Source organism: Streptomyces sp. NBC_00667, assembly GCF_036226825.1.
In the GTDB taxonomy this organism is placed as follows: Bacteria; Actinomycetota; Actinomycetes; order Streptomycetales; family Streptomycetaceae; genus Streptomyces.
In genome coordinates this window covers 5,487,943-5,514,063 of the sequence record NZ_CP109022.1, presented here as the reverse complement: position 1 = coordinate 5,514,063, position 26,121 = coordinate 5,487,943, and the positions used below count along the sequence as shown (strand labels likewise).

Sequence of the window (26,121 nt, the reverse complement as noted above, 5' to 3'; positions counted from 1 at the left end):
CCCCTACCGATTCGACGCGTGTCAACATAGATGCATGTCAAACACGAAGGTGCTGCCGCTCCTGGAGCCGGATCCGGCGGACGGAGCATGCTGCCCGCCGCTCACCGAGCGCCCCTTCAGCGCCGAGGAGGCCGAGCGGACCGCGAAGATGTTCAAGGCCCTGGGCGATCCGGTGCGCCTGCGCCTGTTCTCCGCCGTCGCCTCCCACCGGGACGGCGAGGCGTGCGTGTGCGACATCTCCGACGTGGGCGTCTCCCAGCCGACGGTCTCCCACCACCTGAAGAAGCTCAAGGAAGCGGGCCTGCTCACCTCCGAGCGCCGCGGCACCTGGGTCTACTACCGCGTCGAACCGTCGGTCGTGGCCGCCATGGGCCGCCTTCTCACCGCGGCCGCCGACCGGTCGGGGTGAAGTGGGGCCGGGTCCCCGGAAGGCCCGGACCGGGCGGCGCTTCGGCGGCGCCCCGCAGCGTGCGGGGCTAGGCCGCGGGCGTCGCCAGGCCGCGCAGGATGAGGTGGACGCCGAGGGTGAAGCCGCGGGTGTCCAGCGCGGGGAGGCCGTCGGGGTGGGCGGCTGAGGCCCGGAGGGAAGCGGCCAGGGCGGGGTAGCGGGGGTCGTAGTCCGCCGGGGGGAGGTTGAAGCCGGCGGTGAAGGTCTCCAGCGCCGAGCCGAGGACGAGGTTGTCGATCGCGGCGGCGGCTTCGGCGGCGGCGGCCGGTGTGCACCCGGTGTCCATCAGGGCGTCGAGCAGGGCGTCGTAGCCGCGCAGGGCCTTGTCGGAGGCGACCCGGCGGCGGGCGACCAGCGGGATCATGTGCGGGTAGCGGAGGTAGACGCCCCGGTAGCCGTGGGCGTACGCGGCGATGCCCGCAACTCCGCCCGGGTCCGTCAGCGGGCCGAGGTCGATCTCGTCGTTGATCAGCTCCGCCACGGCGTCGAGCAGGTCTTCCTTGGACGCCACGTGGTGGTACAGGGACGCGCCGCGCACTCCGAGCCGGTCGGCGATGGTGCGCATCTTCAGGGCTTCCACGCCCTGTTCGTCCAACAGCTCCAGAGCCGCGCGGGCGATGAGCGCACGGCTGAGGAGGTTCTGGCTCGGCCGTGCCATCGGGGGCTCCCTCGTCTCGGGTTGCAGATTACCCGCCGGGAACGCTTCACAAGCCGTCGGGAGCACCGCTACATTCACGCCACCTCGTTTTCCTAACGCGGTTAGATTTAGCGCGCCGGCGCCGCCAACGGCTGCCCGCGCCCGGTGAGGTGAGCATGAACGACACGTCGAACCCCGATTCGGACGCCGAGCGGCTGCAGGCGCTCGGCTACCGCCAGGAGCTGCGGCGCAGCCTGGGCATCCTCGGAAACATCTCGATGGGGTTCGCGGTGGTCTCCCCCGTCGTGGCCCTGTACGCCGTCTCCATGGTGGGGACCACGGTGGCCGGCCCGATGTGGGTGTGGGCACTGCCGCTGGTACTCGTCGGCCAGTGCCTGGTCGTCAACGTCTACGCGGAACTGACCTCCCAGTGGCCCCTGGCCGGCGGCCCCTACCAGTGGGGCCGCCGGCTGCTGGGCCCGGCGTTCGGCTGGCTGGGCGGCTGGGTCTGGCAGTTCGCCGTCATGTTCGGCAACACCACGGTGGCGTACCTCGCGGCGCCCTGGGTGTACGCGCTCTTCGGGGCCGTCCCGACGCCCGGCGGGCTGGTCGCGGTGGCCGTCGCCATCCTGCTCGTGTGCATGGTGGTCAACGCCTACGGGATCACCATCCTGCGCTGGTTCGTGTCGCTCGGCATCGCCGCCGAAGCGGTCGCCTCCGTACTGGTGGGCCTGGTCCTCCTGTTGTTCTTCCGCGAACACGGCTTCCCGCTGTTCACGCAGACGCTCGGCGCCGAGGCGCTGTCCGGGGGATCCGCCGTCGCCGGGTTCCTCGCGGCCGTGGCCGTCGCGGGCTGGGCGTTCATCGGGTTCGACGCCTGCGTGTCGACCGCGGAGGAGACCAAGGACGCCGGCCGTCAGGTACCGCGTGCCATGTGGTGGGCGCTGCTGAGCGTGGGCGCCGTGGTCATCCTCAACGCGATGGCCGTCGCGCTCGCGCACCCGCACCCCGAGGCGGTGGTGGCCGGTCAGGACATCGACCCCGTCACGACCGCCGTGGTGCACGCGTTCGGCGGCTGGTCGGACAAGCCGTTCGTGGTGGTGGTGCTGACCGGGTTCCTGGCCTGCGCGATGGCGTCCCAGGGCGGCGCGGCCCGCGGGCTGTTCTCGCTCGCCCGCGACGGGGTCTTCCCGTTCTCCCGGCACGTGCGCAAGGTCAACGGGCGCAAGGCCCCGATCGGCGGGCTCGTCGCCTCGACCCTCATCAGCGGGAGCGCGCTCGCCCTCGGGCTCAACGCCACCGCCATCGGCAGCCTCATCTCCTTCGGGACCGCCGCGACGTACCTGCCCTTCTTCCTCGTCTCGCTCGCCGCGCTCCTCGCCCGGCTGCGCGGGAGCTGGGTGCCCTCCGGCCACATCCGGCTGGGCGCCAAGGGCACCTTCCTGAACGTGCTCGCCGTGGCCTGGACGGCCTTCGAGGTGGTGAACGTCTGCTGGCCGCGCACGGTCCTGGCGCCGCCGGACGCCCCCTGGTACCAGGTGTGGGCCGCCCTGCTCGGCACGGGCGTGGTGCTGGTCACGGGCCTGGTCTACCTGGCCGTCCGCCGCCCGCACGACCGGCTCCGCGACGCGGACGGCGACGGCAACGGCAACGGCGCGGCCGCCGTACCACCCCTCGCCGAAGGGCTGGAAGCCGCCGTCGAGGGCCCCTGATACGCGGGCGGCGGCCCAGCGCGCTCGGCCGCCGCCCCGCACCACCCGCCGCAACCTCCGAAGGGACACCGCCATGGAGCAGCCCCGCCCCACCCGCCGCGCGTTCTGTACGACCGCACTCACCGCAGCCGCGACCGTCATGCTCACCTCCCGCGGCGCCGGCCCGGCCGCGGCCCTGCCGTCCACCGGTACCTGGACGGTCCCCGCCGAGTGGGAGGCCCACTCCGGCTGCGTCATGTCCTGGCCCTGGGACCGCACCGACGGCTGGGGCGGGCTGCTCCCCCAGGCGCAGGCCGAGGTGGCCGCCGTCGCCAAGGCCGTCGCCCGCTTCGAGACGGTCCTGATGTTCGCCGAACCCGGCACGACCGCCGATGCCCGCCGCCTGTGCGGGCCCTCGGTGACCGTCGTCGAGTACCCGGTCAACGACTGCTGGACCCGCGACACCGGACCGGTCTTCGCGAGGGACGCCGGCCGCACCCAGCTCACCGGCCTGGACTTCCGGTTCAACGGCTGGGGCAACAAGTACCCGTACGACAAGGACGACCTGCTGCCCGTCGGCGTCTGCTCCTACCTCTCCGTGCCGCGCCGGCCGGTGGACCTGGTACTGGAGGGCGGCTCCGTCATCACCGACGGCCAGGGCACCCTCATCACCACCGAGGAATGCCTGCTCAACCCGAACCGCAACCCCGGGATGACCCGCGCCCAGATCGAGGCGGCGCTGCTCGCGGCGTACGGGGCGACCAAGGTGATCTGGCTGCCGTACGGACTGGACAACGACCTCATCACCAACGGTCACGTCGACCTCGTCGCCTCCTACCTCGGCCCGGCCAGGGTCCTGCTGCACACCCAGCCCGACACCTCCAGCCCCAACCACGCCCGCATGGAGGCCAACCGGGCCGTGCTCCAGGCCGCCACCGACGCCTGCGGACGGCGTTTCGGGATCGAGGAGCTCCACCAGCAGCCGCACTTCCGGGTGAACGGCGCGCTCGTGGACACGTTCAGCTACACGAACTACTACCTGACCGGCGCCGCCGTCGTCGTCCCCACGGCGCAGGAGCCGGACGACGCAGCGGCACTGTCGCGGTACGCCGGGCTGTTCCCGGGCCGGGAGATCGTCGGCGTCCCGGCCCGCACCCTGGCCTGGGGCGGCGGCGGTATCCACTGCATCACCCAGCACGTCCCCGCGGTGTCCTGATCACCGGTCCCGAGCATGACCGCTGCCCGGCCCGGCCCCCGGGACGCGCGGCGGACGGCTGCGCCCGGCTCCACGAGCCGGGCGCAGCGCGGTACGGGGCCACGGGCGGGGGCTATTCGACCTTCGCCCAGTCCAGCGTGCGTTCCACCGCCTTCTTCCAGCCCGCGTACCCTTCCTGGCGCTGGTCCTCCGACCACTGGGGCTCCCAGCGCTTGGACTCCTGCCAGTGCGTGCGCAGTTCGTCCGTGTCGCCCCAGAATCCGGTGGCCAGGCCGGCCGCGTAGGCGGCGCCGAGGGCGGTCGTCTCGGCGACGACCGGGCGGCTGACGGGGACGCCGAGGACGTCCGCCTGGATCTGCATGCACAGGTCGTTGGCCGTGACGCCGCCGTCGACCTTGAGCACGTCGAGGTGGACCCCGGAGTCCTGCTCCATGGCCTCGACCACGTCGCGGCTCTGGTAGCAGATGGCTTCGAGGGTGGCCCGGGCCAGGTGGCCGCTGTCGTTGTACCGGGCCAGGCCGACGATCGCGCCGCGGGCGTCGGAGCGCCAGTACGGGGCGAACAGGCCCGAGAAGGCCGGCACGAAGTACATGCCGCCGTTGTCCTCGACGGTGCGGGCCAGCCGCTCGCTCTCGGCGGCGTCCTTGATGATCTTCATCTGGTCGCGCAGCCACTGCACGGCGGAACCGGTGACCGCGATGGAACCCTCCAGGGCGTAGATCGCGGGGCTGTCACCGAACTGGTAGGCCACCGTGGTCAGCAGGCCGTGCTGCGAGCGGACCAGTTCCGTACCGGTGTTGAGCACCAGGAAGTTGCCGGTGCCGTAGGTGTTCTTGGCCTCGCCGGGCGCGTAGCAGACCTGCCCGACCGTCGCCGCCTGCTGGTCGCCGAGGACCCCGGTGATGGGGATCGCGGCGCGCAGGGGGCGGGAGGTGCGGGTCTCCCCGTAGGCCTCGCGGTGCGAGGAGGGGTTGATCTTGGGCAGCATGGCCCGGGGGACGCCGAAGAAGCCGAGCAGTTCCTCGTCCCAGTCCAGGGTTTCGAGGTTCATCAGCATCGTGCGGCTGGCGTTGGTGACGTCGGTCGCGTGGATCCCGCCGTCGGGTCCTCCGGTGAGGTTCCACAGGACCCAGCAGTCCGTGTTGCCGAAGAGGGCATGGCCCTGCTCGGCCGCCTCGCGCACGCCGTCGACGTTCTCCAGGATCCACTGGATCTTGCCTCCGGAGAAGTACGTGGCCGGCGGCAGCCCCGCCTTGCGGCGGATGGTGTCGCCCTGACCCGAGCGGTCGAGGGCGGCGGCGATGGAGTCGGTGCGGGTGTCCTGCCAGACGATGGCGTTGTAGTACGGGCGGCCGTTGCGGGGGTCCCACACCACGGTCGTCTCGCGCTGGTTGGTGATGCCGATCGCCGCGAGGTCGGCGGGGGTGAGGTTGCCGTGCCGCAAGGCGTTCTGGATCACCGAGTTGGTGCGTTCCCAGATCTCGACGGGGTCGTGCTCGACCCACCCCGACCGCGGGAGGATCTGGGCGTGTTCCAGTTGGTGCTTCGCCACTTCGTTCCCGGCGTGGTCGAAGATCATGAAACGGGTGCTGGTGGTTCCCTGGTCCACCGCGCCGACGAAGTCCGCCATGGGGTGCCGCCTCTCCTGTGGGATGGCCTGCTCGCTGCCCTGGGCAGCCGTGGTCACGCCTCCGGTCCCTCCGGGGCCGGCACGCGTCCGGGAGGCTCCGGCTCGGCGGTCGGCAGGAACCGGCCGATGAAGACCTTGTAGAGGGCCGCTCCGACCAGGCCGCCGATGAACGGACCGATGATCGGGACCCAGAAGTAGATGTTGCCGTACTGATCTCGCCACGCGTTCCCGTAGCCCGTGATGAAGCTCGCCAGACGGGGCCCGAAGTCGCGGGCGGGGTTGATCGCGTAGCCGGCGTCGGTACCCCAGGCCATGCCGATCGCCACGACGACCAGGCCGATGATGAACGGGGCCAGGTTGGCGCCGGGAGGCGTGCCCAACAGGTCCGTGATGGCCAGGATCAGGAACAGCAGGATCGCCGTGCCGATGATCTGGTCACGCAGCGCCCCCCATTCCGTCACCGGCAGATTGGGGTTGCCGTTGGCGGGGAGGGTGGAGAAGACGCCTTGCGTCTTCGTGTGCGTGGGGTCGATCGTCGAGAGCGCCTCGCTGTAGTTCCATCGCACCAGAAGCGCGGCCACGAAGGCGCCGGCCGTCTGCGCGAGGGCGTACGGGGCGACCTTGCTCCAGGGGAACCCCTTGAACGCCGCGAGCGCCACGGTGACCGCGGGGTTGAGGTGCGCGCCGCTGAGGCGTGCCGCGACGTAGACACCGAGGGTGACGCCGAGGCCCCATGCCCAGGCGATGCTGTCGTGGTTGCCGAGGCCGCCCGGGGGATCCGTGAGGCCTCCTCCTGCCACCACCTGGGCCACCACGCCGACCCCGAAAAGGATCAGGATCATGGTGCCCGCGAATTCGGCCGACAGTTCGCCGATCAAACCTGATTTCTTCAGCCGCTCAGCCATCGAAGCCCGCTTCCCGCCGGCCCAGGACCGGCCGTGGACTGCCCGGGTCCCTCCCGCTTCTCACGATAGGACGATCACTCGAGAACCGCACGGCGTCCCCGCGGGGGCGGGCGGTGAGCCGGGGCCGACCCGGTCACGACGGGGGCTCCGGCGGTCAGCCGACGCCCCAGGACCAGGTGTGGTCGGCGGCGACGAGGCAGGCGAGGACGACGAGGTCGGCGACCCCGAGGGCGAACCCGAGGCGGGCGCGGCCGGGGCGGCGCGTGCCGCGGCGCAGTGCCAGTACGGCCAGGACCATGGCGGCCGGGCCGAGGAGGAGGTTCATCGCGAGGAGTCCGACCAGGCCCAGGAGGAAGGAGGCGACGGCCATCCCGTCGGCCTCGCGGCCACGGTTGCGGGCCGGCCGGGTGCGGGAGGTGTGCCCGGAGTCGGCGACGCGCCCGGAGTCGGCGGCGCGGTGGGAGTCGGGGGCGCGGCCGGCGCCGTCCGGGCGGCCGGCCGCGGCCGCGTGGTGGCCGCGGCCGGTCTCGTCGGCGTGGTCGCTGCCGCGGTCGGTGTCGAGGATGCGGTCGAGGGTGCTGCGGACGCTCATGACGAACCTTCCTGTCGTTCGGTCCGGCGGTGGTGACGACCGGAGCGTTCACGGATGGCGAAGACCAGCAGCCAGCAGGCGATCGCGGCCGTGACGGCGAGGGAGACGGGGGCCGACACGTGTGCCACGGTCCCCAGGAGGACCCCCATCAGCATCAGGGCCGCTACGAGGAAGAGCATCGTGCTCCCTCCGGAAAATAGGTGACAGTTGTTCACTGACTACCCAGTCTAATAGCCCTCATGCGATCCCGTGTGGCGGGGGGGTTAACTTTCCGTCATGAGTCAGACCGCCGGAGCCCGCCAACTGCAACGCCTCAAGACCCGCCGGGCCCTGCTCGACGCCGCCCTGGCCCTCCTGGAGGAGCAGAGCCTCGGCAGCCTCGGCCTGCGCGAGGTGGCCCGCGCGGCCGGTGTGGCGCCGACCGCCTTCTACCGCCACTTCCGCGACATCGAGGACCTCGGCATCGCGCTGGTGGACGAGGCGCTGGAGAACCTGCACGCCACGGTCCGCTCCACCCTCGCCACCTCGGGCGACGCCGAGCAACGCATCGCCACGGCGGTGGAGTTGATGGCCGCCTTGGTGCGCTCCTACCCCGCGCACATCCGCTTCATCGTCCGGGAACGGCACGGGGGCGTACGCCGGGTCCGCGAGGCGGTGACGGGGCAGCTCGACGCGTTCGCGGTCGAAGTGGCCGAAAGCCTCGGGTCCGACCCGCTCGGCGCCGGCTGGAGCCGTGACGACCTCCTGATGCTGGCCCGGCTCTACGTCGACCACATGGTGATGACGGCTTCCGCGTTCCTGGCGGCCTCCCTGGAGGACAGCGAGTGGGACGCGGTCAGCCGCACCGCCCTGCGCCAGCTGCGGCTCATCCACGCGGGCCGGGTGCACTGGGTTCCGGCGGCGCCGGCCGGGCCGCGTGACGGCGTACCGGACACAAGCGCCTGAAACCACGCGCCCGCGCGGAGCCGGCCGTCACCGGGCGGGGCGCGGTGCGGGCGGTCGGGCCACCTCGTGGAGGGGCGGCCCCGGCTGGTCCGGCTGCGGGTGCGCGGAGGCTCCGAGCGGGCGCGCGCCGTGGCGTTCGGGGCGGTGTCCGATCTGGCTGAGGATCTCCTCGCGGGGCGTGTCCGTCTCCCCCGGCGGGGGCGGGACGATCCTGCGGGCGAGGACCCTGCCCACCCAGCGCCGGCCGCAGCGCGGGCAGGGCGCGGCGCCGCGCGGGGTGTAGGGCGAGGCCACCGGGACGCCGTCGCAGGAGAAGTACTCCCAGTGGCGGCCCTCCGCGTCGCGCCAATGTTGGACGTCGTAGTCGGTGCTCCATTCGTTCCAGCACCCGCCGCAGGCGAACGCCACGCGTTCGACGGCCAGTTCGGTGATCATCGCAGCCACCTCCTTCCGGCACTCCGGTGGTCCCGGGGGCCCGGTTCAGCCCAGCGTCGCGATGTCGATCACGAAGCGGTAGCGGACGTCGGAGCCGAGGACGCGCTCGTACGCCTCGTTGATCTTCCCGGCGGGGATCGGTTCGATTTCCGCGGCGACGCCGTGCCCGGCGCAGAAGTTGAGCATCTCCTGGGTCTCGGCGATGCCGCCGATCATCGAGCCGGCGAAGGAGCGGCGCCTGGACATGAGGGTGAACGCGTGGACGGCCAGCGGTTCCGGCGGTGCGCCGACGTTGACCATCGCACCGTCGAGGGCGAGGAGCGAGAGGTAGGCGTCGAGGTCGAGCTGGGCGCTCACCGTGTTCAAGATGACGTCGAAGCGGCCCGCGAGGTGCTCGAAGGTGCCGGGGTCGCTGGTGGCGTAGTAGTCGTCGGCGCCCAGGCGCAGTCCGTCGGCCTGCTTCTTGAGGGACTGGGACAGCACGGTCACCTCGGCCCCCATGGCGTGGGCCAGCTTGACGCCCATGTGACCGAGCCCGCCGAGGCCGACGACGGCCACCTTCTTGCCGCTGCCGGCGCCCCAGCGCTTGAGCGGCGAGTAGGTCGTGATGCCGGCGCACATGAGGGGGGCGGCCTCGTCGAGGGCGAGCCCCTCGGGGAGCGAGAGGACGAAGTCCTCGGTGACGACGATGTGGGTGGTGTAGCCGCCGTTGGTGCTGGTGCCGTCCCGGTCGGTGGAGCCGTAGGTGAAGACGGTCCCGTTGAGGCAGTACTGCTCCTCGCCCGAGCGGCACGGCGGGCACTCGCGGCAGGAGTCGACCATGCAGCCGACGCCGACCCGGTCCCCGACGGCGTGCCGGGTGACCTCCGGGCCGACCTCGGCCACGACCCCCGCGATCTCGTGGCCGGGGGCGACGGGGTAGGTCACCGGGCCCCACTCGCCGCGCACGTGGTGGATGTCGGAGTGGCAGATGCCGCAGTACTTGATGTCGATCAGGACGTCTCGCGGCCCGACACCGCGCCGTTCGACGGTGGCCGGGACGAGCGGTTCGCTCGCGGAGGTGGCGACGTAGGCCTTGGCGGTGCTCATGACGTGCCTCCAGTGACTGGGGCGGCCGAGGAGCGCGGCCCGGGGGGCGGCGGGGCCGGACCCGCCGCAGGGGCCCGTCCGGGCCACGGGGCTCGGTCTTCACCGTACGTCCATGCTGCCGCGGACGCTGGCGCTGTGGCAGCCCCCGCAGGTCACGGCGCCGGCCGCGATCGTCCGGGCTTCACAGGAGCCGCTGCGGGAGGGAGCCCGGCGCGACCGTGTGGGAGCGTACGGAGCCTTCCGGGGTGAGGTACTCGACCTCTCCCATCGGGTCGGCGGTGACCTCGCCGACCACCGCGGCCTGACTGCCGTACGGGTGCGCGCGCACGGCCGCGAGGACCTCCCCGGCGCGCTCCGGCGGGACGAACAGGCACAGGCAGCCGGCGCAGGCCGCGTCCAGCGGCGCCAGCCCCCGGGCGGCGAGGGCGACGCGCGCCTCGTACCGCACGGGCAGGGCGGCCTCGTCCACCCGCAGGGTCAGTCCGCGCCCGGCGGCGGTCCGGCGCAGTACCTCCGCCAGGCCTCCCGCGGTCACGGTCCGGGCGTGGTGGACGCCGGGGCGCGCCGCCCGCAGCAGGTCGGCCAGGGGCGCGCAGTCGCTCGGCACGTGGTGCTCGTAGCCGAGGCCGTCGCGGAGCGAGACGAGGTGGGCGGCGTGGCTGCCCAGCGGTCCCGTCACCAGGATGCGGTCGCCGGGCCGGACGAGACGGGCGCCCAGGGGCGGTCCGCCGGGGACGCCGAAGGCGGTCGCGGTGACGAAGACCCGGTCGGCCTCGCCGGCGCGGACGACCTGGGTGTCGACGGCGGCGATGGTGACCCCGGCCTCGGCGGCGGCGGCGCGTACGGAGGCGGTGAGGCGGCGGACGAGGTCCATGGGCAGGCCGGCCTCCAGCACGAGGGCGAGGGCGATGTGCCGGGGTTCTGCTCCGGTGGCGGCGAGTTCGTTGACGGCGCCGCACACGGCGACGCGGCCGATGTCGCCGTTGCCGAAGAAGGGCGGGTCGACCACGTACGTCCTGGTGACGGCCCGCGGAGCGGGCTCGGGGCCCGCGTGGCTCGGCGCGAGGGCCTCCTCGACCAGCGTCGGCGCGTGCGGGCCGAACCCGGCCTGGGCCGCGTCCCAGTCGTGTGAGTACGTCACGAAAGCCATCCCCCGATGCCCGCGAGCCCTGATGGGCCCATCATCCGGCGCGGGAGGCGTGCGGCATACCCGTGTCCGGTACCGGCCGCTGATGAGGGGTCAGTAGGGGCGCCGGGAGCGGCCGTCGTACCCGCGCAGCAGGACGACGGCCAGCGCGGCCGCCACGGCGGGCAGGACCGCGAAGCCGGCCAGCATGCCGAGTTCGGCGGTGGTGGTCTGGGGGGCGGCGCGGCCTGTGCCGGAGGAGACGTAGCCGCAGAACTGGAGGACCAGGCCGTACAGGAGGGGCCCGACGGCGACGCCCAAGCCCTCGCCGGTGCTGAACAGGCCGGACAGCACGCCGGCCTGACGGGACGTGGGCTCGGCCGGGTCCCGGGCGATGCAGTCGGGCAGCATGGCGTAGAGGAACAGGAGCTGGCCCGCGTGGCCGGTGCCGGCCAGGGCCATGGTGAGGAGCACCGCCCCTTCGGGCAGCGCGGGGGCCGCGAGGAAGAGCAGGCACCCGGTGGCGAAGAGTGCCGAGGCGAGCATGTGTCCGCGGCGGCCGCGCAGCCGTGACCACAGGGGCATGGTCAGCAGGTTGGGTGCGACGAACGCCGCGACCAGGGCGCCGACGCCGGTGGAGTCGTGCAGGACGTGCCCGGCGAAGTAGGGGGCGCCCGCCAGCAGGACGCCCGTGGCGACGGACTGGACGACCACGCACCGCAGCAGTGCCATGAAGGCCGGGTTGCCGCGCGCCTCGGCGAACCGGCGGCGCAGGCCCGGCTCGCTCTCGCGGGACAACGGGACTGCGTCCGCGCTTGCTTGCGCGCCTGCTTCCGGGCCGACGTCCGGGCCTGCTTCCGGAGCCGCGCCGCGAACGCCGGGTGTCCCGGGCTTCCCGGGCGTGCCGGACGTGCCGGCGAAGACGCAGAGCGTGCCGAGCGCGATGACCGCGCCGCCGAACACCCCGACCCAGCGGTGCCCTGCGAGGCCGCCCCCACCGGCGTCGACGAGGGCGGGGCCGGCGGCGCCGGTGACCAGGGCGGCCACGCCGATGACGGCGACCCGGCCGCCGGCCAGCCGCATCCGCTCGCGGTGCACCGAGGTGAGCTCGGCGGGCATGGCGACGTACGGGACCAGGAAGAAGGCGAACGCGGTCGCGGTGAGCAGGTAGCCGGCGGCAGTGAACCAGGCGCCGGCGGTGCCCGCGGCCGGGCCCGCGAAAGTGAGCGCGAAGGCCAGGGCCATCACGAGGCCCCCGGCGAGTACGTACGGGCGGCGCGAGCCCCAGCGGGTGCGGGTGCGGTCGCTGGCCCGGCCGACGAACGGGTTGAGGAAGGCGTCCCAGGCCTTGGGGAGGAAGACGACCGCGCCGGCCAGCGCGGCGCCCACGCCCAGGGTGTCCGTGAGGTAGGGGAGCAGGAGCAGCCCGGGGAGGGTGGTGAAGGTCCCGGTGACCAGTGACCCCGACGCGTACCCGAGCCGGAGCCGGGCGGACAGGCCGACGGCGGACGCGGCGGGCGCGGCGGATGCGGCCGGTACGGCGGGCGCGGCAGGTGCGGGGGACGGGGCCGGTACGGCGGGCGCGGCAGGTGCGGGGGACGGGGCGACCCGGGTGCGCTCGGACCCTGTGGTGGCCATCGGGCGGTTCCTTCCGACACGTGGAGCGGAGCTGACTGCCCCGCCCCACGGGCTGGGGGGGTCCTCGGGGGCGGGGCTCGCAACAGGGTGCGCCTCCCGTCATGGGCCCCGCTAAAGCCGGGACCGGCCGAGCGGCGCCGAGCCGAGGGGCACGAGTTCCTGCCATGCACCTTGCTGCCACCGTGACCGCCTGGCCCGCCCTTCGACCGGCGCTCCAGCATGGCTCCAGAGAATGGAGAGGGACATGACAGTCGACAATGGGACGGCCATAGACGGGCGGGTGCTCGCGGGCACCCGGCACCTGATCCACCGTCCGCCCTCGCGGGCCCACTACGGCCTCGACGTCCCCAGCCTGGGCGAGGAGAACTTCACCCTGGTGGGCGCCACTCCCGTCGCCCATCCGCTCTTCAACGACGGCCCGGCCCACTTCCACGACATGCAGATCGCCACGGAGACGATGGGCGAGATCGGCGCGTTCGTCGGGCAGCGCTACTACGGCGTGCCCGAGGACCGGCCGGGCCTCTTCTACCGGTTCACCCTCAACCTCACGGACCTCGCCGCCTGGCGCTCCGAGGGCCCCGGCGCCGGCCCGGTGCCCATGGCGACCCGGATCAGGGCGAGGCCCGCGAACGTGGTCGCCGAAGTGCCGCGCGGGCTCGACTTCCACATCGAGGTCGCCCTCGGTGACCGGCCGTGCGCCACCGGGTCGGCCGGCCTGGTGTTCCTGATGCCGAGGCTCTACCGGCGGCACGTCGAGCACTCCCGGCAGGCCCTGCGGGCCGCGCCCGAGCTCGACGACGCCCCGGACGGGCCGCTGTGCCCGGCCGGCGCCCGCGAGGTGGGCCGCTACGCCACCGAGAACGTCGTCGTCAGCGAACCGGCCGACGCCTCGCGCGGGCGGATCAGCACCTGGTTGCTCGGCACGGGCCTGAGCCCGGTCTTCGCCGGTGAGGACGGCCGGCTGTCCGGTCTGCACGTACTGGAGGCGCTGCGCCAGGCGTCACTGCTGGCCGCGGGGCGCGCGCACGGTCTGGACGCGCGCCGGAGCACGCTCGGCGCCTTGCAGGTGCACTTCCGCGGACAGGCGGAGCACGACATGCCGCTGCGCTGCGTGGCGGTGGCCGGGCCGCTCGCGCAGGGCGTCGACGGCCGGCCGGCCGTACCCGTCACCCTGACCCTCACCCAGCGGCGCCGAGCGGTGGCCGAGGCGCGCACCGCCGTGGTGCAGGACTACTGAGCGGCATGCTCTTCCGGATTCTGGGACCCCTGGAGGTCTGCGCCGACGCCGATCCCGGGACCTCGCACGCCCCGCAGGCCGCGAAGTTGCGGGTCGTGCTCGGGACCCTGCTGGTGCGCGCCGACGAGGTGGTGTCGGTCGGCACCCTCATCGACGAGCTCTGGCCGGACGCACCGCCGCGCACCGCGACGACCACCCTCCAGGTGTACGTGTCCCACTTGCGCAAAGTGCTCCGTGGCGCCGACCCGGACCACGGCGGGGCGGCGCTCGTCACCCGCCGCCCCGGTTACGTGCTGCGGGTCGGGGCGCGGGCGCTGGACACCATGGCCTTCGAGGAGCTGACCCGGCGCGGCCACCGGGCCCTGCGGGAGGGCGACTTCGCGGGCGCCGCGGAGTCCCACCGGCAGGCCCTCGCCCTGTGGCGGGGGCCCGTGCTGTCGGACACCCCGCACGGGCCGGTGCTGGACGGCGCCGCCGTACGGCTGAACGAGGCCCGGGTGACGGCGCTGGACGAGCGGATCCGGGCCGAGCTGCACCTGGGGCGCCACCGCGACCTGCTCGCGGAGCTGCACGAGTTGGTGGCGGAGCACCGGCTGCACGAGGAGTTCCACGCGCATCTGATGGTGGCGCTGTACCGGTGCGGGCGCCAGGCGGAGGCGTTGCGGGTGTTCACGCTGCTGCGGCAGACCCTGGTGGAGGAACTGGGCATCGAGCCCGGCCCCGCCTCCCGCGAGCTCCAGCGGCGCATCCTGGAGGGCGATCCGGCGCTGTCACGGCCGGGGGCGCGCGAGACGGCTGCCACCACCGGGTCGGGCCCGGCCGCGTGGTCCGCCGCGCCGGGGGCGGCGCTGCCCGGGAGCGATCCGTACTTCACCGGCCGGGCGGGCGAACTGGCCGAGCTGGAGCGGCTGCTGCGCACCGCGCCGGCCGGCGGCCGGGTCGCCGTGACGGGTCTGCCGGGCACGGGCAAGTCGGCCCTCGCGGTGGAGGCCGCGCACCGCGTGGCGGACGCGTTCCCCGACGGCCGCCTCTACCTCGACCTGCGCGCGGATGCCGACGGACCGCCGCACCGGGCGGTGGACCGGCTGCAGCAGGCCGGTCCGCGAAGGCCGGCGGGTGACGGCCCGGCGGCCGGGCCGCGGCGGGTGCTGCTGGTGCTGGACCACGTCGCCTCCGAGACGCAGGTGCGGCCGCTGCTGGCCGCCGCGCCCGACGCGGTGGTGCTGCTCACCGCGGGCCGGGTGCCCGCCGGGCTGCCGGGCCTGCGCTCGGTGGTGCTCGGGCCGTGGAGCCGGGAGGAGGTCCCGCGGCTGGCGGGGCTGTTCGCGGTCCGGGGCGCCCCCGGCGGGGTGGACGCCGCGGATCCGGACGCCGTCGCGGAGACGGCCGAGCTGTGCGGGCGACTGCCCCTTGCCGTGCGTGCCGCGGCCGCGCAGCTCGCGGCCCGCCCGCACTGGACGATCGCCGCCCTGGCGGACCGGCTGCGCGAGGAGCGCGGGCGGCTGGACGCGCTGCGGACCGGCGATGTCGACGTACGGGCCCGCCTGTGCGCGGCGTACGCGGCCTGCCCCGCACCCGCGCGGCGTGCCTTCCGGATGCTGGGCGCGCTGCCGCCCGGCCGGTTCGGGCCCCGGGAGGCGGCCGCCGCGCTGGACGTGGGCGAGCGGGAGGCGGCGGTGGCCCTGGAAGCCCTGGCCGACGAGCGGCTGGTGGCGCTGGAGCGGGACGGCTGCCGGCTGCCGGAGCTGCTGCGGCTGCTGGCGGCGGAACTGCTGGCGCGGGAGGAGCCGCCCGAAGTGGCGCGGGCGGCGGCGGAGCGCGTGTGCCGGGCGTACGCCGATGCCGCGGCGGAGCCGGGCCGGGCGCCGGACGCCGCGGCGCGCGGGCTCGTACACCTGGCGCGGACCGCGTACGAAGCGGGGCTGTGGGAGCTGACCGTACGGCTGACGGACGCGCTGGGCGGCTGGGTACGGGAAGACCTGGAGGCCGCCTACGGCCTGGCGCTGGACGCCGCCGAGCGGTGCTCGGACCGGGCGGCACAGGCGCGGATGCTGCGTGCGCTGGCGGACCTCGCCTGGCAGCACCGGCGCATGGAGCGGGCCCGCGAACTGTACGGCTCGGCCCTGGACCTGGCCCGCGGGGCCGACGACGGGGAGGAGGCCGGGCGCGCCCTGGTGGGGCTGGCGGAGCTGCGGCTGGACGCCGGGGCGGCGACGGACGCCGCGGCCCTGCTGGAGCCCGCGCTGGCCGCCCTGACGGGGCCCGGCCGGGCCCGGGGGCGGTACGAGGCCAGCCGTACGCGGGCGTTGCTGGCCCTGGCGCAGGAGGAGCCGGAGACCGCCCGGGCGTGGTTCGGGGAGTGCCTGGAGCTGGCGGGCGCCCTGCGCGACCACCGCCTGGAGGGGTACGCGCGGCGCTCGCTGCGGGCCCTGGGCACCGGTCCCGCGGCGGGCCCCGGGGGTGCCGTGGAGGTCCGGCCGGGCCTGTGGCGGCTGTGCCCGCGGCCGCACGCAGCCCCGGTCCGCGCATGAGCGGCCGCCCTGCCCGTCCACCGGGCACGCCCCCAGCCGGGGCGCCCGCCCCTGACGTTCGGAGAACCATGTCGGTATCGCTGGGCCCGCTCACGGAGCTGGTCGGCCGGGAAGTCGAAGGCGCCGTGCTGCGCGAGCGGTTGCGGGATCCGGCGGCGCGGCTGGTGACGTTGACCGGCCGGGCCGGCGTGGGCAAGAGCGTGCTGGCGGCCGAGGCCGTGCGGGCCGTCGGCGCCGCGTTCGACGTGGTCGGCGTGGTGGACGCGGTCGCTGTGGTGGACGCGGTCGCGGACGGCGAGGCGGCGTTGCTCGAAGCCGCCGGTCCGCTGCCGGACGGAGCCGGGCGGGTGCTCGTCGTACTGGACGGCTGCGACCATGCGGCGCGCCCGGCTGCGTCCGGGGCCGCGGCGGCGCTCCTGGCCGACCCGCGGGTGGTGGTGCTGGCCACCGCGCTGGAGCCGCTCGGCGTCTACGGGGAACAGCTGCTGCCGCTGGCTCCGTTGCCCGTCGCGGCACCCGGTCCGCGCGGGGCGGCCGACCCCGAGGAACTGCAGGAGGTGCCCGGCGTCGCCCTGTTCGTGCGGCGCGCCCGGGACGCGGATCCGTCCTTCGCGCTGACCCTGGAGAACGCCGGGGCCGTGGCCGAGCTGTGCGCCCTGCTCGGCGGCCTGCCGCTGGCGGTGGAACTCGCGGCGCGCCGGCTGCGGCTGTTCCCGCCCCATCTGCTGCTCTCCCGCCTGCGCGGCCGTATGACGGCGCTGGGCGGAGGACCGCAGCAGGCGCCCGAGCGGCACCGTTCGCTCGCCGCCCTCGCCGAGTGGAGCTGCCGCGGCCTGGACCCGGCGGCGGCCGACGCACTGCGGCAACTGAGCGTCTACGAACCGGGGTTCGGGATGCCGGCGGCCGGGGTGGCGGCCGAGGACGCCGTCGAGGCGCTGCTGGAGCGCGGCGTGGTGTCGGTGGTGGGCGAGGAGCGGGGGGAGCTGCGCCTGGCCGTGCCCGAGCCGGTGCGTTCGTACTGCCGGGACGCGCTGGTGGAGTCGGGCGGCGAGGCCGCCGCCCTGGACGCGCACGCGGAGCACTACCGGCTGCTGGTCGGCTCCGCGCAGCCCGCCCTCGCGGGGACGGAACAGGCGCTGCGACTGCGCGAGTTGGCTGCCGAGGCGGACAACGTGGCGGCGGCGCTGCGGTGGCTGCGGGAGCGGGGCGACGGCGAGGCCGTCGCCGCGGTGGTGCTGGGCTGCCGGCTGCCCTGGCTGGCGCAGGGGCGGCTGCGGGAGGGCCTGGAGTGGTGCGACGCGGCCGCCGAGCCGGCCGGGCCGGCGCTCGCGGACGCCCTGCGGGCCCGGCTGGCCGACATGTCCGGCGTCTTCGCACTGGCCCTGGGTGACCCGCAGGAGGCGGTGCGCCGCCACCGGCGCGCCCTCGCCCTGGGCAAGGGGGTCGGTGACCGGCGGCAGAACGCGCTGGCCTCCGCCCACCTGGGGGCGGCCCTGCTGGGAGCGGGGGACGTCCCCGGCGCCCGGGCGGTGCTGGTGACCTCGCTGAGCGCGCTCGAATCGATGGGCGTCACCCGGGGCGCGGCGGCGGCGGCCGCCTCCCTCGCCGCCGTCCTGCGGGCCGACGGGGACCGGCGCAAGGCGCTGGAGCTGCTGGAGCGGGCCGAGGAGGCGTTCCGCCGGATCCGGGACGGGCGGGGCCTGGCGGGTGCGCTGCGGATCTCGGCGGCGATGGCACTGGAGGGAGAGGAGCCGCAGCGCGCCGACCGGGCCCTGCGGGAGGGCCTGCGACTGTACGGGGACGTCGGGGAGCTCACGGAACTGCCGGGCCTGCTGGAGGAGTTCGCGCTCCTGCTGCTGCGCACGTCGCCCGCGCAGCGGCCCCGGTGCGTACGGCTGCTCGCGGCGGCGGACACCCTGCGCGGCCGGACGGGGGCGCGGGTGCCCGACGAGTGGCGTTCGGAGGCCGAGCGGGCCCGTACGGAGCTCAGTGCCCGGCTGGACTGGACGGACTTCGCCGTGGCCTGGGCGGAGGGGGTGCGGATGACCGCGCCGACGGCCGTGGCGGAGGCGCTTTCGGCGCCCGGGCCCTCGCGGCGTCCGGTGGTGTCGGCCGCCGCGGAGGCGCAGTCCCTCACCCCCCGCCAGGTCCAGGTGGCGCTGCTGGTCGCGGAGGGCCTGACGAACCGGCACATCGCGGCCCGTCTGGACATCTCGGAGTGGACCGTCGTCAACCACGTCCGCCAGGTGATGCGGCGCCTGGGCTGCACGTCTCGGGTGCAGGTCGCCGGGGCGGTGGGCCGATGGGCATGACCGGTCCCACCGTGTACGGCGCCTTGGACCGTCCGGGTCCCACCCCGGCCCGTCCCATGGACATCAGCCCGCCCGACGAGGTCGCCGCCCGGTTCCGCGCGGCCGGCTGGTGGCGGCCGCAGACCTTCCTGGACGACTTGTACCGTACGGCGGCCGTGGCTCCGCAGCGCCCGGCGATCGTCTCGGAGCGCGCCCACCGGCCCGCGGAGCGGCGCCGGGTCACGATCGGCTACGGGCGGCTCGCCGCGTACGTCGACCGGTTCGCCGCCGCCCTGCAGTCGCTCGGGGTCGTACCGGGCGACCCGGTGGCCTACCAGCTGCCCAACTGGTGGGAGACGGCGGCGCTGACCCTGGCCTGCCTGCGGGCCGGGGCCGTCGCGGTGCCGGTGCTGCCGACCGTACGGGCGCACGGGCTGCGGCGGATCCTGGACAGCACCCGGGCCCGGGTGTGCGTGGTGCCCGACGTCTGGGAGGGCTTCCCGCACGCCGAGGCGCTCGCGGACCTCGCCCCGCGGCTGCCGTGGCTGCGCCACCGGATCGTCCTCGGGGACGCCGCGGCGACCGGGGCGGTCGATTTCGAGGCGTACTTCCGGCGCACCGCGCACGAGCGCACCGCAGCGGGCCGCCCGGCCGGCCCGCGTCCGGGCCCGGCCGACCGGCCCGCGCTGCTGATCAGCGTGATGGGGCTGAGGGACGCCTACACGTCGATGGTGCACTCCCCCAACACCCTGTACGCCAACATCAGTACGCAGCACGAGCCGCGGGGGCCCGGACGCCGGCCGGGCGAGGTCTTCCTCAGCACGCTCCCGCTCACCTCGCTGGCCTCGCTGATCTACACGGTGTACTGGCCGCTGGCGGTCGGCGGCACCGGCGTCTACCAGGACGTCTGGGAGCCGGGCCGGTGCCTGGACCTGATGGCGGCGACCGGGGTCGACCAGGTCAACGCCGAGCCCGCCTACCTGTCGGAGCTGCTCACCGTGCAGCGCCGGCGGCCGCGGCGGACGGACCGGCTGCGGCTGGTGCTGTCCGGCGGGCGCACCAGCACCCCGGAGCCGCTGGCCGCCGGGTTGCGGGAGGTGTTCGGGGTGCCGGTGCTCTCCGTGTGGGGGGCGCCCGAGCTGGGCATGGGGACCCTGTCCGGGGACGTCGAGCACGGGCGGGACGGCGTCAGCGCGCTGACGGGCCTGGAGTTCTCGGCCGCCCCGGGGACGGGGACCTTGACGGTGCGCGGGCCCTCGGTGTGCCTGGCCACCTGGCCGCACGGCACCGCGGCCCCCCGGCCCACGTGGGAGCACGACGACGGCCGCCTCGACACCGGTGACCTGGCCACCGCAGGACGGCACGGCGGGGTGCGGGTCGTGGCCCGGGCCGGCGAGCGGACCGGGGCCATCTTCTTGGTGCCCGTCGCCGAGGTGGAGGAACGGCTGCTGACCCATCCCCGGGTACGGGAGGCCGCGGTCGTCGCCTACACCGATCCGGAACACGGGGAGCTGCCGTGCGCAGTGGTGGTCCCGGCCGCGCAGGACCGGCCGCCGGGGCCGGCGGAGCTGCGCGAGCACCTCGGCGGGCAGGGCGTCGCGGAAGCCTTCCTCCCGACCCGGCTGGAGATCGTCGGAGCGCTGCCCCGCGACGACCACGGCCAGGTCCGGCGCGACGCGCTCCGCGGCTGGCTGGCGCGACTGCGGCCCGGCGAACCCCGACCGGCGCCGGACACGGCGTGAAGCGCTATTCGCAGCCGGCCACGCGGCGGGCGAACGCCGCCAGTTCGGTGCGCCAGTGGGGGGCGAGGGGGGCGGCGGCCACCGCCGCGTCGGCGCGCTCCAGGAGTGCGGCGATGGTCTCCTCGGCACCGGCGCGGGCCCGCTCGTCGAAGAACACGTCGCGCAGGAACTGGGCGTCGCCGCCGAAGCCGGGGCCGCCTCGCAGGAAGCCGCGGATGCGCCAGGCCCCGTGCAGGGCTCGGGCGTACTCCTCGTAGCTTTCGCTCAGGTCCTCGCGGCCCGCGAGCGCGGCGCCGATGAGCAGGGCGTGCCGCAGGCCGTACCAGCCGGCGCCGCAGCCGCTGCCGCAGCCGGAGACGCACTGGCCGGGCCACGCGTCGTCGAGGTACTCGGTCGCCGCCGCGGCCTCGACGTGGGCGCCGATGGCCCGTTCCGTACGCAGCTCGTCCCACCACCGCCAGGCCTCGTACGGGAGCCGGACCGCGAGCCGGTCGCCGTAGGCGAGGGCGAGGTCCCCGGCGAGGACGGCGGTTCCCTCCCCGAACCGGCGGGGTTCGCCGCGCCAGCCGTTGCGTTCGTGCTCGGCGGCGTGGCTGATGTGCAGGGTGGGGATGCCGCGCCGCAGCGGCGCGTTGTCCCGCACGTCCTCACGGATCATCAGGCAGGTGTCGAGGAGTTCCAGCGCGGCGGCCGCGGCGACGGCGTCCTCGCCGTCCGGGTCACCGCCCGCGGCGAGGTAGCCGGTGAGGCAGATGACGGGGTGCGCCCGCTCGGCGCCGGCCTGCACCAGTTCGGCGACGCCCGCCACCAGTACGGCGCTCCGCGGATCGCAGGTGCGACGGGCCCGGTGCTCTTCGGCGAGCAGCCGGGCGAGCCGTTCCTCGACCCGGTCGAGCATGGCGTCGCGCACCTGTGCGGGTGTCTGCGTGCGCCACGGCTGGTGGTCGGTCGGTGTCGTCATGGTGCCCTCCCTGGTGGGCTACGGCCTCATGACCGACTTTCCCCGACGCCGCTCAAGGGGACCATCGAGGAACGCTACAGAGGGCGGCCCGGGGGGAGGCGGCGGCCCGGTCCGCCAGTTGTCTGTCACCCGACGGCGCCCCGGGAGCCGACCTTGCCATGAGCTTGCCATGCCCCCTCCGTCCCACCGCTCACCCCGCTCGCCCCCCGTCACCGGTGCCCCTCCGCGTCCGGCTGTCAGAGGGCCGTGGCACTCTCGGTGGTTCACCGGCCCAACGGCCTATCAGCAGGACACCACTGATGTGGGGGGAAACATGGCAGTCATTCGCAAGCGCACGGCGCTGCACACCGGCCTCGTCGCCGTCGCGCTGGCGGCGGGGGTGCTCGCGGCCCCGGCCGCGGCCCAGGCGGCCCCGGCGGCCCCGGCGGCCCCGAAGCCTTCGGCGGCGCAGGCCTTCGAGCCCGGCACCTCGCACGGCGCCGGCGAGGTCGCCCGCAGCAAGAACGCCGTACTGACGCTCCAGTCGGACGGCAACCTGGTGCTGGAGCACGTGTCCGGCGGGGTCCTGTGGGCCACCGGCACGTACGGCAACCCGGGTGCGACCGTGACGTTCCAGCAGGACGGCAACCTGGTCGTGTACTCCGCCGCCGGCAAGGCCCTGTGGGCCGCCGGTTCGTACGGCAACCCGGGCGCCCGTCTGGACCTCCAGTCCGACGGCAACCTGGTCGTCTACCGGCAGGACGGCTCGGCCGCCTGGAGCACCGGGACGTGGATGGTCGACACCGCGGTGTACGCGACATGGCAGATCGGCTCCGGAAACTGGACCTGGAGCCCCAACGCGATCCTCGCCATGGAGCGGACCGGCAAGCTCAGCATCCGCGACCGCAACACCCTGGTCGAGCGCTGGTCCACCGCCACCTGGGGGCCGGGCGCGTACGCCCGGATGCAGTCGGACGGCAACTTCGTCGTCTACGGGAAGGACGGCGGCGAGGGCAGGGGCGGCGCCCTGTGGTCCACCGGGACCTGGAACAACCCCGGTGCGCACCTGCTGTTCCGGCCCGACGGGAACCTCGTGCTCCTGGCGAAGGACTCCGACGCCGTCCTGTGGCAGAGCGCCACCGCCGACTGAGCCGGAATCGGCTTGTCTTTCGAGCGGGGCCCGTACAGACTGATCCCCGTTGAATCGAACGCGTTCAACTCTTTGTCTTCCTCGTGGGGGGTAGGAATGACTTTCAACCGCAAGCGTGCCGCCTGGACCGGTGCGCTCATCGCCGCCGCCGTCTCGGCCGGCGTGCTCGTCGCCCCGGTGGCCCAGGCCGCCGACGGCAAGACCGGCAACACGACCACGGCCAAGGTCCCGGCCAAGAAGCCCCAGGGCGTCCCGGCCAAGGCCGCCGCCGGGAACCGGCAGCGCGCGACGGCCCTCACCGCGACGGCCGGCACCGTCTCGCTGCGGCCGGGTGACGTGCTCGCCTCGAACGAGTACATCGAGACCGAGAACGGCTACCTGTTCATGCAGCCGGACGGCAACCTGGTCCTGGACCACAAGGCCGGCGCCGAGCTGTGGGCCTCTGGCACGTACGGCAACACGGGCGCCTACGCGGTCTTCCAGACCGACGGCAACTTCGTCCTCTACAAGAAGGACGGCGGCCCGGGCAAGGGCGGGGCGCTGTGGAACTCCGGCACCTGGGGCAACGCGGGCGGCCACCTGGACTTCCAGGACGACGCGAACCTCGTCGTCTACCGCGCGGACGGCTCCGCCAGTTGGGCGACCAAGACGTGGAAGGTGGGGAACAACACCCTCTCCGGCGGGCAGAACCTGGAGCGCGGCACCTGGATGTCGGCCGCCAACTCCATCCTGGCCCAGGACAACCGCGGCTACTTCGCGGTCTTCTACCGCGACAAGGACTACGGGCGGGGCTTTTGGAACTACAGCCCCGGCGCCTACACCCGGATGCAGAAGGACGGCAACCTCGTCACGTACAAGAAGGACGGCGGTGAGGGCAAGGGCGGCGCCATCTGGGACACCAAGACGTGGGGACAGAACGGCGCCTACCTCTCCTTCGGGGCCAACGACTCCACCCTGGTGCTCCACAAGGCCACCGGCGAGGTCCTCATCGACTTCATGACCGGCGACAACCAGCAGTAGGCCACCTGTCCGTCCCCCGGCCCGGGGTGGGGTTTCCCCACCCCGGGCCGGGGTGCTCCGGTCACGGCCCGCGCCGACCGCCTCCGGCTCAGACCAGTTCCGCGACCCCCAGGTGGAAGTCGACGGGCAGGGCCTGGCGGCCGGGGATGTCCAGTTTGCGGTAGACGCGGGTCAGGTGCTGTTCCACCGTGCTCACGGTGATGTAGAGCTTCTGCGCGATCTCCCGGTTGGTGTGGCCGTGTACGGCGAGCAGGGCGACCCGCTTCTCCGAGTCGCTGAGGCTCGCCACGAGGTCGGCGTCCGGGCCGTCGGCGCCCTCTCCGGGGCCGGGGCTGTCACCGGTGTGCCCCGGCAGGATCTTCACGCACAGGGCTTCGGCGCCGCACTCCTTGGCGACGTGCCAGGCCCGCCGGTTGACCATGGCGGCGCGGGCCGGTTCGCCCAGCTCCCGCAGGACCTGACCGAAGTCGGTCATGGCGCGGGCCAGTTCGTACTGGTCGCCGGAGCGGTGCAGTTCGTCGACCGCCTTGGCCAGCAGCGCCTGCCGCTCCTTCGGTTCGCGCAGCGATGCCCGCAGCCGCAGGGAGATGCCGCGCACCCAGGGGTCGTCGGCGTCGCGGGTGGTGAGCTGGTCCGCGAGGAACCGTTCGGCCTGGTGGGCCTCGCCGAGCCGGATCAGGGCCTCCGCCGCGTCCGTGCGCCAGGGCAGCACCCGGGGCCGGTCCAGGCCCCAGCGCCGCATGTGGCGGCCGATGTCGAGGAAGTCGCCGAGGGCGGCGTGGAAGCGGCTGGTGGCCAGGGCGTGCTGGCCGCGGGCGCGCAGGTAGTTCAGGCCGTGGACGCTGCCGGCCGGCTTGTCGGGGACGGGCCGGCTGAGGACGGCCGCGGCCGCCTCGGGGCGGCCCATGGCGGTGTACGCCCGCACCAGGGTGCCGGCGACCCCGCTGAGCAGGGCGCTGCCGCCGCGCTCGGGGACGGCGCGCAGCGCTCCCTCGGCGGTTTCCGCGGCGCCGGTGAGGTCGCCCAGGCGTAGCCGCGCCTCGGCGAGCAGCCCGGAGAACTCGGCCTGCCAGCCGGTGGCGCCGCGCTGGCGGGCCTGACGGACGAACCCCTCGCACCACGGCAGGGCGCGGGCGGCGCCGTGCAGGTGGAGGAGGGTGCGCAGGGCCTGCACGACGGGTTCGACGGTGCCTTCGGCGAGGGTGGCGCCGCGCAGGAACAGTTCGGCGGCGTGGGCGGCGGCGGCTTCCTCCGGCTCTGCGGGCAGCGCCCACAGGGCCGCCGGGTGGGTGGCGGTGCGGGCGGGGCGCCCCGTCAGGGGGGCGCCCCGGTCGGGGGTGGCGGTGCGGTCGGGCGCGGTCCACTGGGGGAACGCCGAGAGGCCGTCCAGTGGATCGTCGCCGGGGACTTCGCCGGGCCGGCGGGTCGCGGCGGGGCGCCGCCCGTCGGCCGCGCCCATCTGTTCCAGTACGGCGGCCGACTCGTCGATGCGGCCCTGGGCGGCCAGGATCCGGGCGAGGGGGCCGAAGGAGCGCGGTTCGAGGCGGCCTTCGGCGAGGGCGGCCAGGGGTTCCAGGAGGTGGCGTTCGGCGGCGGCCGGGTCGGTGCGTGCGGCGACGGCGGCGAGCCTGATGCCGATGTCGGCGCGCCGGGCGTCGTCCGGGCAGGCTTCGCGGGCGAGCCGCAGGAGGGCGGCGGCCCGGTCGGGGGCGCCGTCGGCGAGGTACTGGTCGGCGGCGGAGCGCAGTACGGGCAGGGCCCAGTCCTCGGCGGTGTGCCGGGCGGCGAGCAGGTGGCGGGCCACTTCGGTGTCGGGCGCGCCCGACGCGCGGGCCAGCAGGGCGGACCGGCGGTGCAGGTCGCTGCGGGCGGCGGGGTCCATGCGGTCCAGTACGGCGGCGCGGGCGGCCGGGTGGCGGAACCCGGGGCCGTCGAGCAGGCCTGCGGCGTCGAGGGCCGCGACCGCCCGGGCGGCGGCGGTGTCGGTGGTTGCACCCAGCCGGGCGAGGTGCGAGGGGCTCGCGAGCGCGTCGAGTGCCGCGATCGCCTCGGCCAGTTCGGTGGTGGCGGCCCCGCAGCGGTGGAGGCACGCCAGTACCGCTTGCGCGTAGGCGTCGCCGGGCCGGATCAAGGGGTCCTGGAGCAGGGCGCGCAGCAGCAGCGGGTTGCCGCCACTGGCCTGGTGCAGCCGGCCGGTCTCCGCTTCGGTGCGGTCGGGGAACATCGCGCGGACCGCCTCGGGGCGCAGGCGTTCGAGCCGGAGCCGCACGAAGTGGGGCAGCCGGAGCAGTTCGGTGCGCAGCAGCGGGTCGGCGCCGCGTTCGTGGAGGGACTCGGTGAACACCAGGAGGATCCGGGCCTGCCGGCTGCCGCGCGCGAGGTGCAGCAGGTGGCGGGTGGAGAGTTCGTCGACGTGGTGGAGGTCGTCGACGCAGATCACCACGGGTGCGGTGGCGCTGAGTTCGCGCACGGACAGCGCGAAGGCCTGCATGGCCTCGACCCGGCCCGCGTCGGCTGCCCGCGGCGGTCGGGGCAGCGTTCCGGCCGGGGCGTCGGCGGTCAGCTGTCGCAGTACGCCCAGCGGATCGCCCTTTTCGGCCGCCGTTCCCATACCGCGCAGTACGGCGCAGCCGCGGGAACGCGCCTGCGCGGCGATTGTTTCGAGGAATTCGCTTTTCCCGCAGCCGACGGCCGCTTCGACGAGAAGTAATCCGGCGTTCCCTTCCGCGCAGCCTTCGATCTGCGCATGGGCAAGGGATAGTTCCTCGGCACGGCGGAACAACACCATAAGAGTCCCCCAGTGTCCCCGGTCCGCGCGTCCGTTGAAATGAACGAATGCGGATGCAGGAATGATCGAG

The 26,121-nt window shown here is 74.7% G+C and carries 21 protein-coding genes; 10 read left to right on the top strand and 11 right to left on the bottom strand.

Annotation, left to right across the window (positions count from 1 at the left end; genetic code table 11):
* Positions 1-34: 34 nt before the first annotated feature.
* Positions 35-409 (top strand): ArsR/SmtB family transcription factor, encoded by a 375-nt coding sequence (locus OHA81_RS25195; protein WP_329199469.1) that lies wholly within the window; start codon positions 35-37, stop codon positions 407-409.
* A 67-nt stretch (positions 410-476) separates the two neighbouring features.
* On the opposite strand, the gene OHA81_RS25190 is transcribed toward OHA81_RS25195, so the two are convergent.
* On the bottom strand, positions 477-1,106 hold the full coding sequence (locus tag OHA81_RS25190; protein ID WP_329199467.1) for a TetR/AcrR family transcriptional regulator: 630 nt from the start codon (positions 1,104-1,106) through the stop codon (positions 477-479).
* Positions 1,107-1,261: 155 nt separating this feature from the next.
* On the opposite strand from OHA81_RS25190, the gene OHA81_RS25185 reads away from it, so the two are divergent.
* Positions 1,262-2,797: an APC family permease gene (locus tag OHA81_RS25185; RefSeq protein ID WP_329199465.1), complete on the top strand. Its 1,536-nt coding sequence runs from the start codon at positions 1,262-1,264 to the stop codon at positions 2,795-2,797.
* Between the two features lie 73 nt (positions 2,798-2,870).
* Positions 2,871-3,992 (top strand): agmatine deiminase family protein, encoded by a 1,122-nt coding sequence (locus OHA81_RS25180; protein WP_329199463.1) that lies wholly within the window; start codon positions 2,871-2,873, stop codon positions 3,990-3,992.
* A gap of 112 nt (positions 3,993-4,104) precedes the next feature.
* Here the strand turns inward: OHA81_RS25180 and glpK are convergent, their stop codons facing one another.
* The 4 genes from glpK to OHA81_RS25160 form a co-directional block, all read right to left on the bottom strand.
* Positions 4,105-5,622, bottom strand: a complete 1,518-nt coding sequence (glpK, locus tag OHA81_RS25175; protein WP_329202540.1) for a glycerol kinase GlpK — start codon at positions 5,620-5,622, stop codon at positions 4,105-4,107.
* 53 nt (positions 5,623-5,675) lie between these two features.
* Positions 5,676-6,527 carry an MIP/aquaporin family protein gene (locus tag OHA81_RS25170; RefSeq protein WP_329199461.1) on the bottom strand — a complete coding sequence of 284 codons (852 nt, stop codon included), beginning with the start codon at positions 6,525-6,527 and terminating at the stop codon, positions 5,676-5,678.
* A gap of 154 nt (positions 6,528-6,681) precedes the next feature.
* Positions 6,682-7,119: a hypothetical protein gene (locus OHA81_RS25165; RefSeq protein ID WP_329199459.1), complete on the bottom strand. Its 438-nt coding sequence runs from the start codon at positions 7,117-7,119 to the stop codon at positions 6,682-6,684.
* On the bottom strand, positions 7,116-7,298 hold the full coding sequence (locus tag OHA81_RS25160) for a hypothetical protein (protein WP_329199458.1): 183 nt from the start codon (positions 7,296-7,298) through the stop codon (positions 7,116-7,118). The genes OHA81_RS25165 and OHA81_RS25160 overlap by 4 nt, the downstream gene beginning before the upstream one ends.
* A 97-nt stretch (positions 7,299-7,395) precedes the next feature.
* Between OHA81_RS25160 and OHA81_RS25155 the strand changes: the two genes are divergently transcribed.
* Positions 7,396-8,064: a TetR family transcriptional regulator gene (locus OHA81_RS25155; protein ID WP_329199455.1), complete on the top strand. Its 669-nt coding sequence runs from the start codon at positions 7,396-7,398 to the stop codon at positions 8,062-8,064.
* A 27-nt stretch (positions 8,065-8,091) separates the two neighbouring features.
* On the opposite strand, the gene OHA81_RS25150 is transcribed toward OHA81_RS25155, so the two are convergent.
* The 4 genes from OHA81_RS25150 to OHA81_RS25135 all read right to left on the bottom strand — a co-directional run bounded on the left by OHA81_RS25150 (position 8,092) and on the right by OHA81_RS25135 (position 12,352).
* Complete coding sequence (locus OHA81_RS25150; RefSeq protein ID WP_329199453.1) at positions 8,092-8,499, bottom strand: hypothetical protein; 408 nt, start codon at positions 8,497-8,499, stop codon at positions 8,092-8,094.
* 45 nt (positions 8,500-8,544) lie between these two features.
* Entirely contained in the window at positions 8,545-9,588 is a 1,044-nt protein-coding gene (locus OHA81_RS25145) for an NAD(P)-dependent alcohol dehydrogenase (protein ID WP_329199451.1), read from the bottom strand.
* 181 nt (positions 9,589-9,769) lie between these two features.
* Positions 9,770-10,738: an AIR synthase-related protein gene (locus OHA81_RS25140; protein ID WP_329199450.1), complete on the bottom strand. Its 969-nt coding sequence runs from the start codon at positions 10,736-10,738 to the stop codon at positions 9,770-9,772.
* A gap of 90 nt (positions 10,739-10,828) precedes the next feature.
* Positions 10,829-12,352 carry an MFS transporter gene (locus tag OHA81_RS25135; RefSeq protein WP_329199449.1) on the bottom strand — a complete coding sequence of 508 codons (1,524 nt, stop codon included), beginning with the start codon at positions 12,350-12,352 and terminating at the stop codon, positions 10,829-10,831.
* 244 nt (positions 12,353-12,596) lie between these two features.
* Here OHA81_RS25135 and OHA81_RS25130 point away from each other — a divergent pair, with 244 nt between their 5' ends.
* From OHA81_RS25130 to OHA81_RS25115, 4 genes are all read left to right on the top strand, one after another.
* Positions 12,597-13,589, top strand: coding sequence for an AfsA-related hotdog domain-containing protein (locus OHA81_RS25130; protein WP_329199447.1), 993 nt, complete (start codon positions 12,597-12,599; stop codon positions 13,587-13,589).
* 5 nt (positions 13,590-13,594) lie between these two features.
* Entirely contained in the window at positions 13,595-16,120 is a 2,526-nt protein-coding gene (locus OHA81_RS25125; protein WP_329199445.1) for an AfsR/SARP family transcriptional regulator, read from the top strand.
* Positions 16,121-16,188: 68 nt separating this feature from the next.
* Complete coding sequence (locus OHA81_RS25120) at positions 16,189-18,432, top strand: ATP-binding protein (RefSeq protein ID WP_329199443.1); 2,244 nt, start codon at positions 16,189-16,191, stop codon at positions 18,430-18,432.
* Positions 18,429-20,153 carry an AMP-binding protein gene (locus OHA81_RS25115; RefSeq protein ID WP_329199441.1) on the top strand — a complete coding sequence of 575 codons (1,725 nt, stop codon included), beginning with the start codon at positions 18,429-18,431 and terminating at the stop codon, positions 20,151-20,153. The genes OHA81_RS25120 and OHA81_RS25115 overlap by 4 nt, the downstream gene beginning before the upstream one ends.
* 4 nt (positions 20,154-20,157) lie before the next feature.
* Here the strand turns inward: OHA81_RS25115 and OHA81_RS25110 are convergent, their stop codons facing one another.
* Positions 20,158-21,114 (bottom strand): polyprenyl synthetase family protein, encoded by a 957-nt coding sequence (locus OHA81_RS25110; protein ID WP_329199439.1) that lies wholly within the window; start codon positions 21,112-21,114, stop codon positions 20,158-20,160.
* 313 nt (positions 21,115-21,427) lie between these two features.
* Between OHA81_RS25110 and OHA81_RS25105 the strand changes: the two genes are divergently transcribed.
* Positions 21,428-22,243, top strand: coding sequence for a hypothetical protein (locus tag OHA81_RS25105; protein WP_329199437.1), 816 nt, complete (start codon positions 21,428-21,430; stop codon positions 22,241-22,243).
* A gap of 96 nt (positions 22,244-22,339) precedes the next feature.
* A complete protein-coding gene (locus tag OHA81_RS25100) occupies positions 22,340-23,263 on the top strand; it encodes a hypothetical protein (RefSeq protein ID WP_329199435.1) in 924 nt (307 codons plus the stop codon).
* An 88-nt stretch (positions 23,264-23,351) separates the two neighbouring features.
* On the opposite strand, the gene OHA81_RS25095 is transcribed toward OHA81_RS25100, so the two are convergent.
* Complete coding sequence (locus OHA81_RS25095) at positions 23,352-26,051, bottom strand: helix-turn-helix transcriptional regulator (RefSeq protein ID WP_329199434.1); 2,700 nt, start codon at positions 26,049-26,051, stop codon at positions 23,352-23,354.
* Positions 26,052-26,121: the final 70 nt, after the last annotated feature.

What these genes read in the sequence shown, in the direction of transcription:
- OHA81_RS25195 (WP_329199469.1), top strand. Translation starts at nt 35, where the DNA reads ATGTCAAACACGAAGGTGCTGCCGCTCCTGGAGCCGGATCCGGCGGAC.
- OHA81_RS25190 (WP_329199467.1), bottom strand. Translation starts at nt 1,106, where the DNA reads ATGGCACGGCCGAGCCAGAACCTCCTCAGCCGTGCGCTCATCGCCCGC.
- OHA81_RS25185 (WP_329199465.1), top strand. Translation starts at nt 1,262, where the DNA reads ATGAACGACACGTCGAACCCCGATTCGGACGCCGAGCGGCTGCAGGCG.
- OHA81_RS25180 (WP_329199463.1), top strand. Translation starts at nt 2,871, where the DNA reads ATGGAGCAGCCCCGCCCCACCCGCCGCGCGTTCTGTACGACCGCACTC.
- glpK (WP_329202540.1), bottom strand. Translation starts at nt 5,622, where the DNA reads ATGGCGGACTTCGTCGGCGCGGTGGACCAGGGAACCACCAGCACCCGT.
- OHA81_RS25170 (WP_329199461.1), bottom strand. Translation starts at nt 6,527, where the DNA reads ATGGCTGAGCGGCTGAAGAAATCAGGTTTGATCGGCGAACTGTCGGCC.
- OHA81_RS25165 (WP_329199459.1), bottom strand. Translation starts at nt 7,119, where the DNA reads ATGAGCGTCCGCAGCACCCTCGACCGCATCCTCGACACCGACCGCGGC.
- OHA81_RS25160 (WP_329199458.1), bottom strand. Translation starts at nt 7,298, where the DNA reads ATGCTCTTCCTCGTAGCGGCCCTGATGCTGATGGGGGTCCTCCTGGGG.
- OHA81_RS25155 (WP_329199455.1), top strand. Translation starts at nt 7,396, where the DNA reads ATGAGTCAGACCGCCGGAGCCCGCCAACTGCAACGCCTCAAGACCCGC.
- OHA81_RS25150 (WP_329199453.1), bottom strand. Translation starts at nt 8,499, where the DNA reads ATGATCACCGAACTGGCCGTCGAACGCGTGGCGTTCGCCTGCGGCGGG.
- OHA81_RS25145 (WP_329199451.1), bottom strand. Translation starts at nt 9,588, where the DNA reads ATGAGCACCGCCAAGGCCTACGTCGCCACCTCCGCGAGCGAACCGCTC.
- OHA81_RS25140 (WP_329199450.1), bottom strand. Translation starts at nt 10,738, where the DNA reads ATGGCTTTCGTGACGTACTCACACGACTGGGACGCGGCCCAGGCCGGG.
- OHA81_RS25135 (WP_329199449.1), bottom strand. Translation starts at nt 12,352, where the DNA reads ATGGCCACCACAGGGTCCGAGCGCACCCGGGTCGCCCCGTCCCCCGCA.
- OHA81_RS25130 (WP_329199447.1), top strand. Translation starts at nt 12,597, where the DNA reads ATGACAGTCGACAATGGGACGGCCATAGACGGGCGGGTGCTCGCGGGC.
- OHA81_RS25125 (WP_329199445.1), top strand. Translation starts at nt 13,595, where the DNA reads ATGCTCTTCCGGATTCTGGGACCCCTGGAGGTCTGCGCCGACGCCGAT.
- OHA81_RS25120 (WP_329199443.1), top strand. Translation starts at nt 16,189, where the DNA reads ATGTCGGTATCGCTGGGCCCGCTCACGGAGCTGGTCGGCCGGGAAGTC.
- OHA81_RS25115 (WP_329199441.1), top strand. Translation starts at nt 18,429, where the DNA reads ATGACCGGTCCCACCGTGTACGGCGCCTTGGACCGTCCGGGTCCCACC.
- OHA81_RS25110 (WP_329199439.1), bottom strand. Translation starts at nt 21,114, where the DNA reads ATGACGACACCGACCGACCACCAGCCGTGGCGCACGCAGACACCCGCA.
- OHA81_RS25105 (WP_329199437.1), top strand. Translation starts at nt 21,428, where the DNA reads ATGGCAGTCATTCGCAAGCGCACGGCGCTGCACACCGGCCTCGTCGCC.
- OHA81_RS25100 (WP_329199435.1), top strand. Translation starts at nt 22,340, where the DNA reads ATGACTTTCAACCGCAAGCGTGCCGCCTGGACCGGTGCGCTCATCGCC.
- OHA81_RS25095 (WP_329199434.1), bottom strand. Translation starts at nt 26,051, where the DNA reads ATGGTGTTGTTCCGCCGTGCCGAGGAACTATCCCTTGCCCATGCGCAG.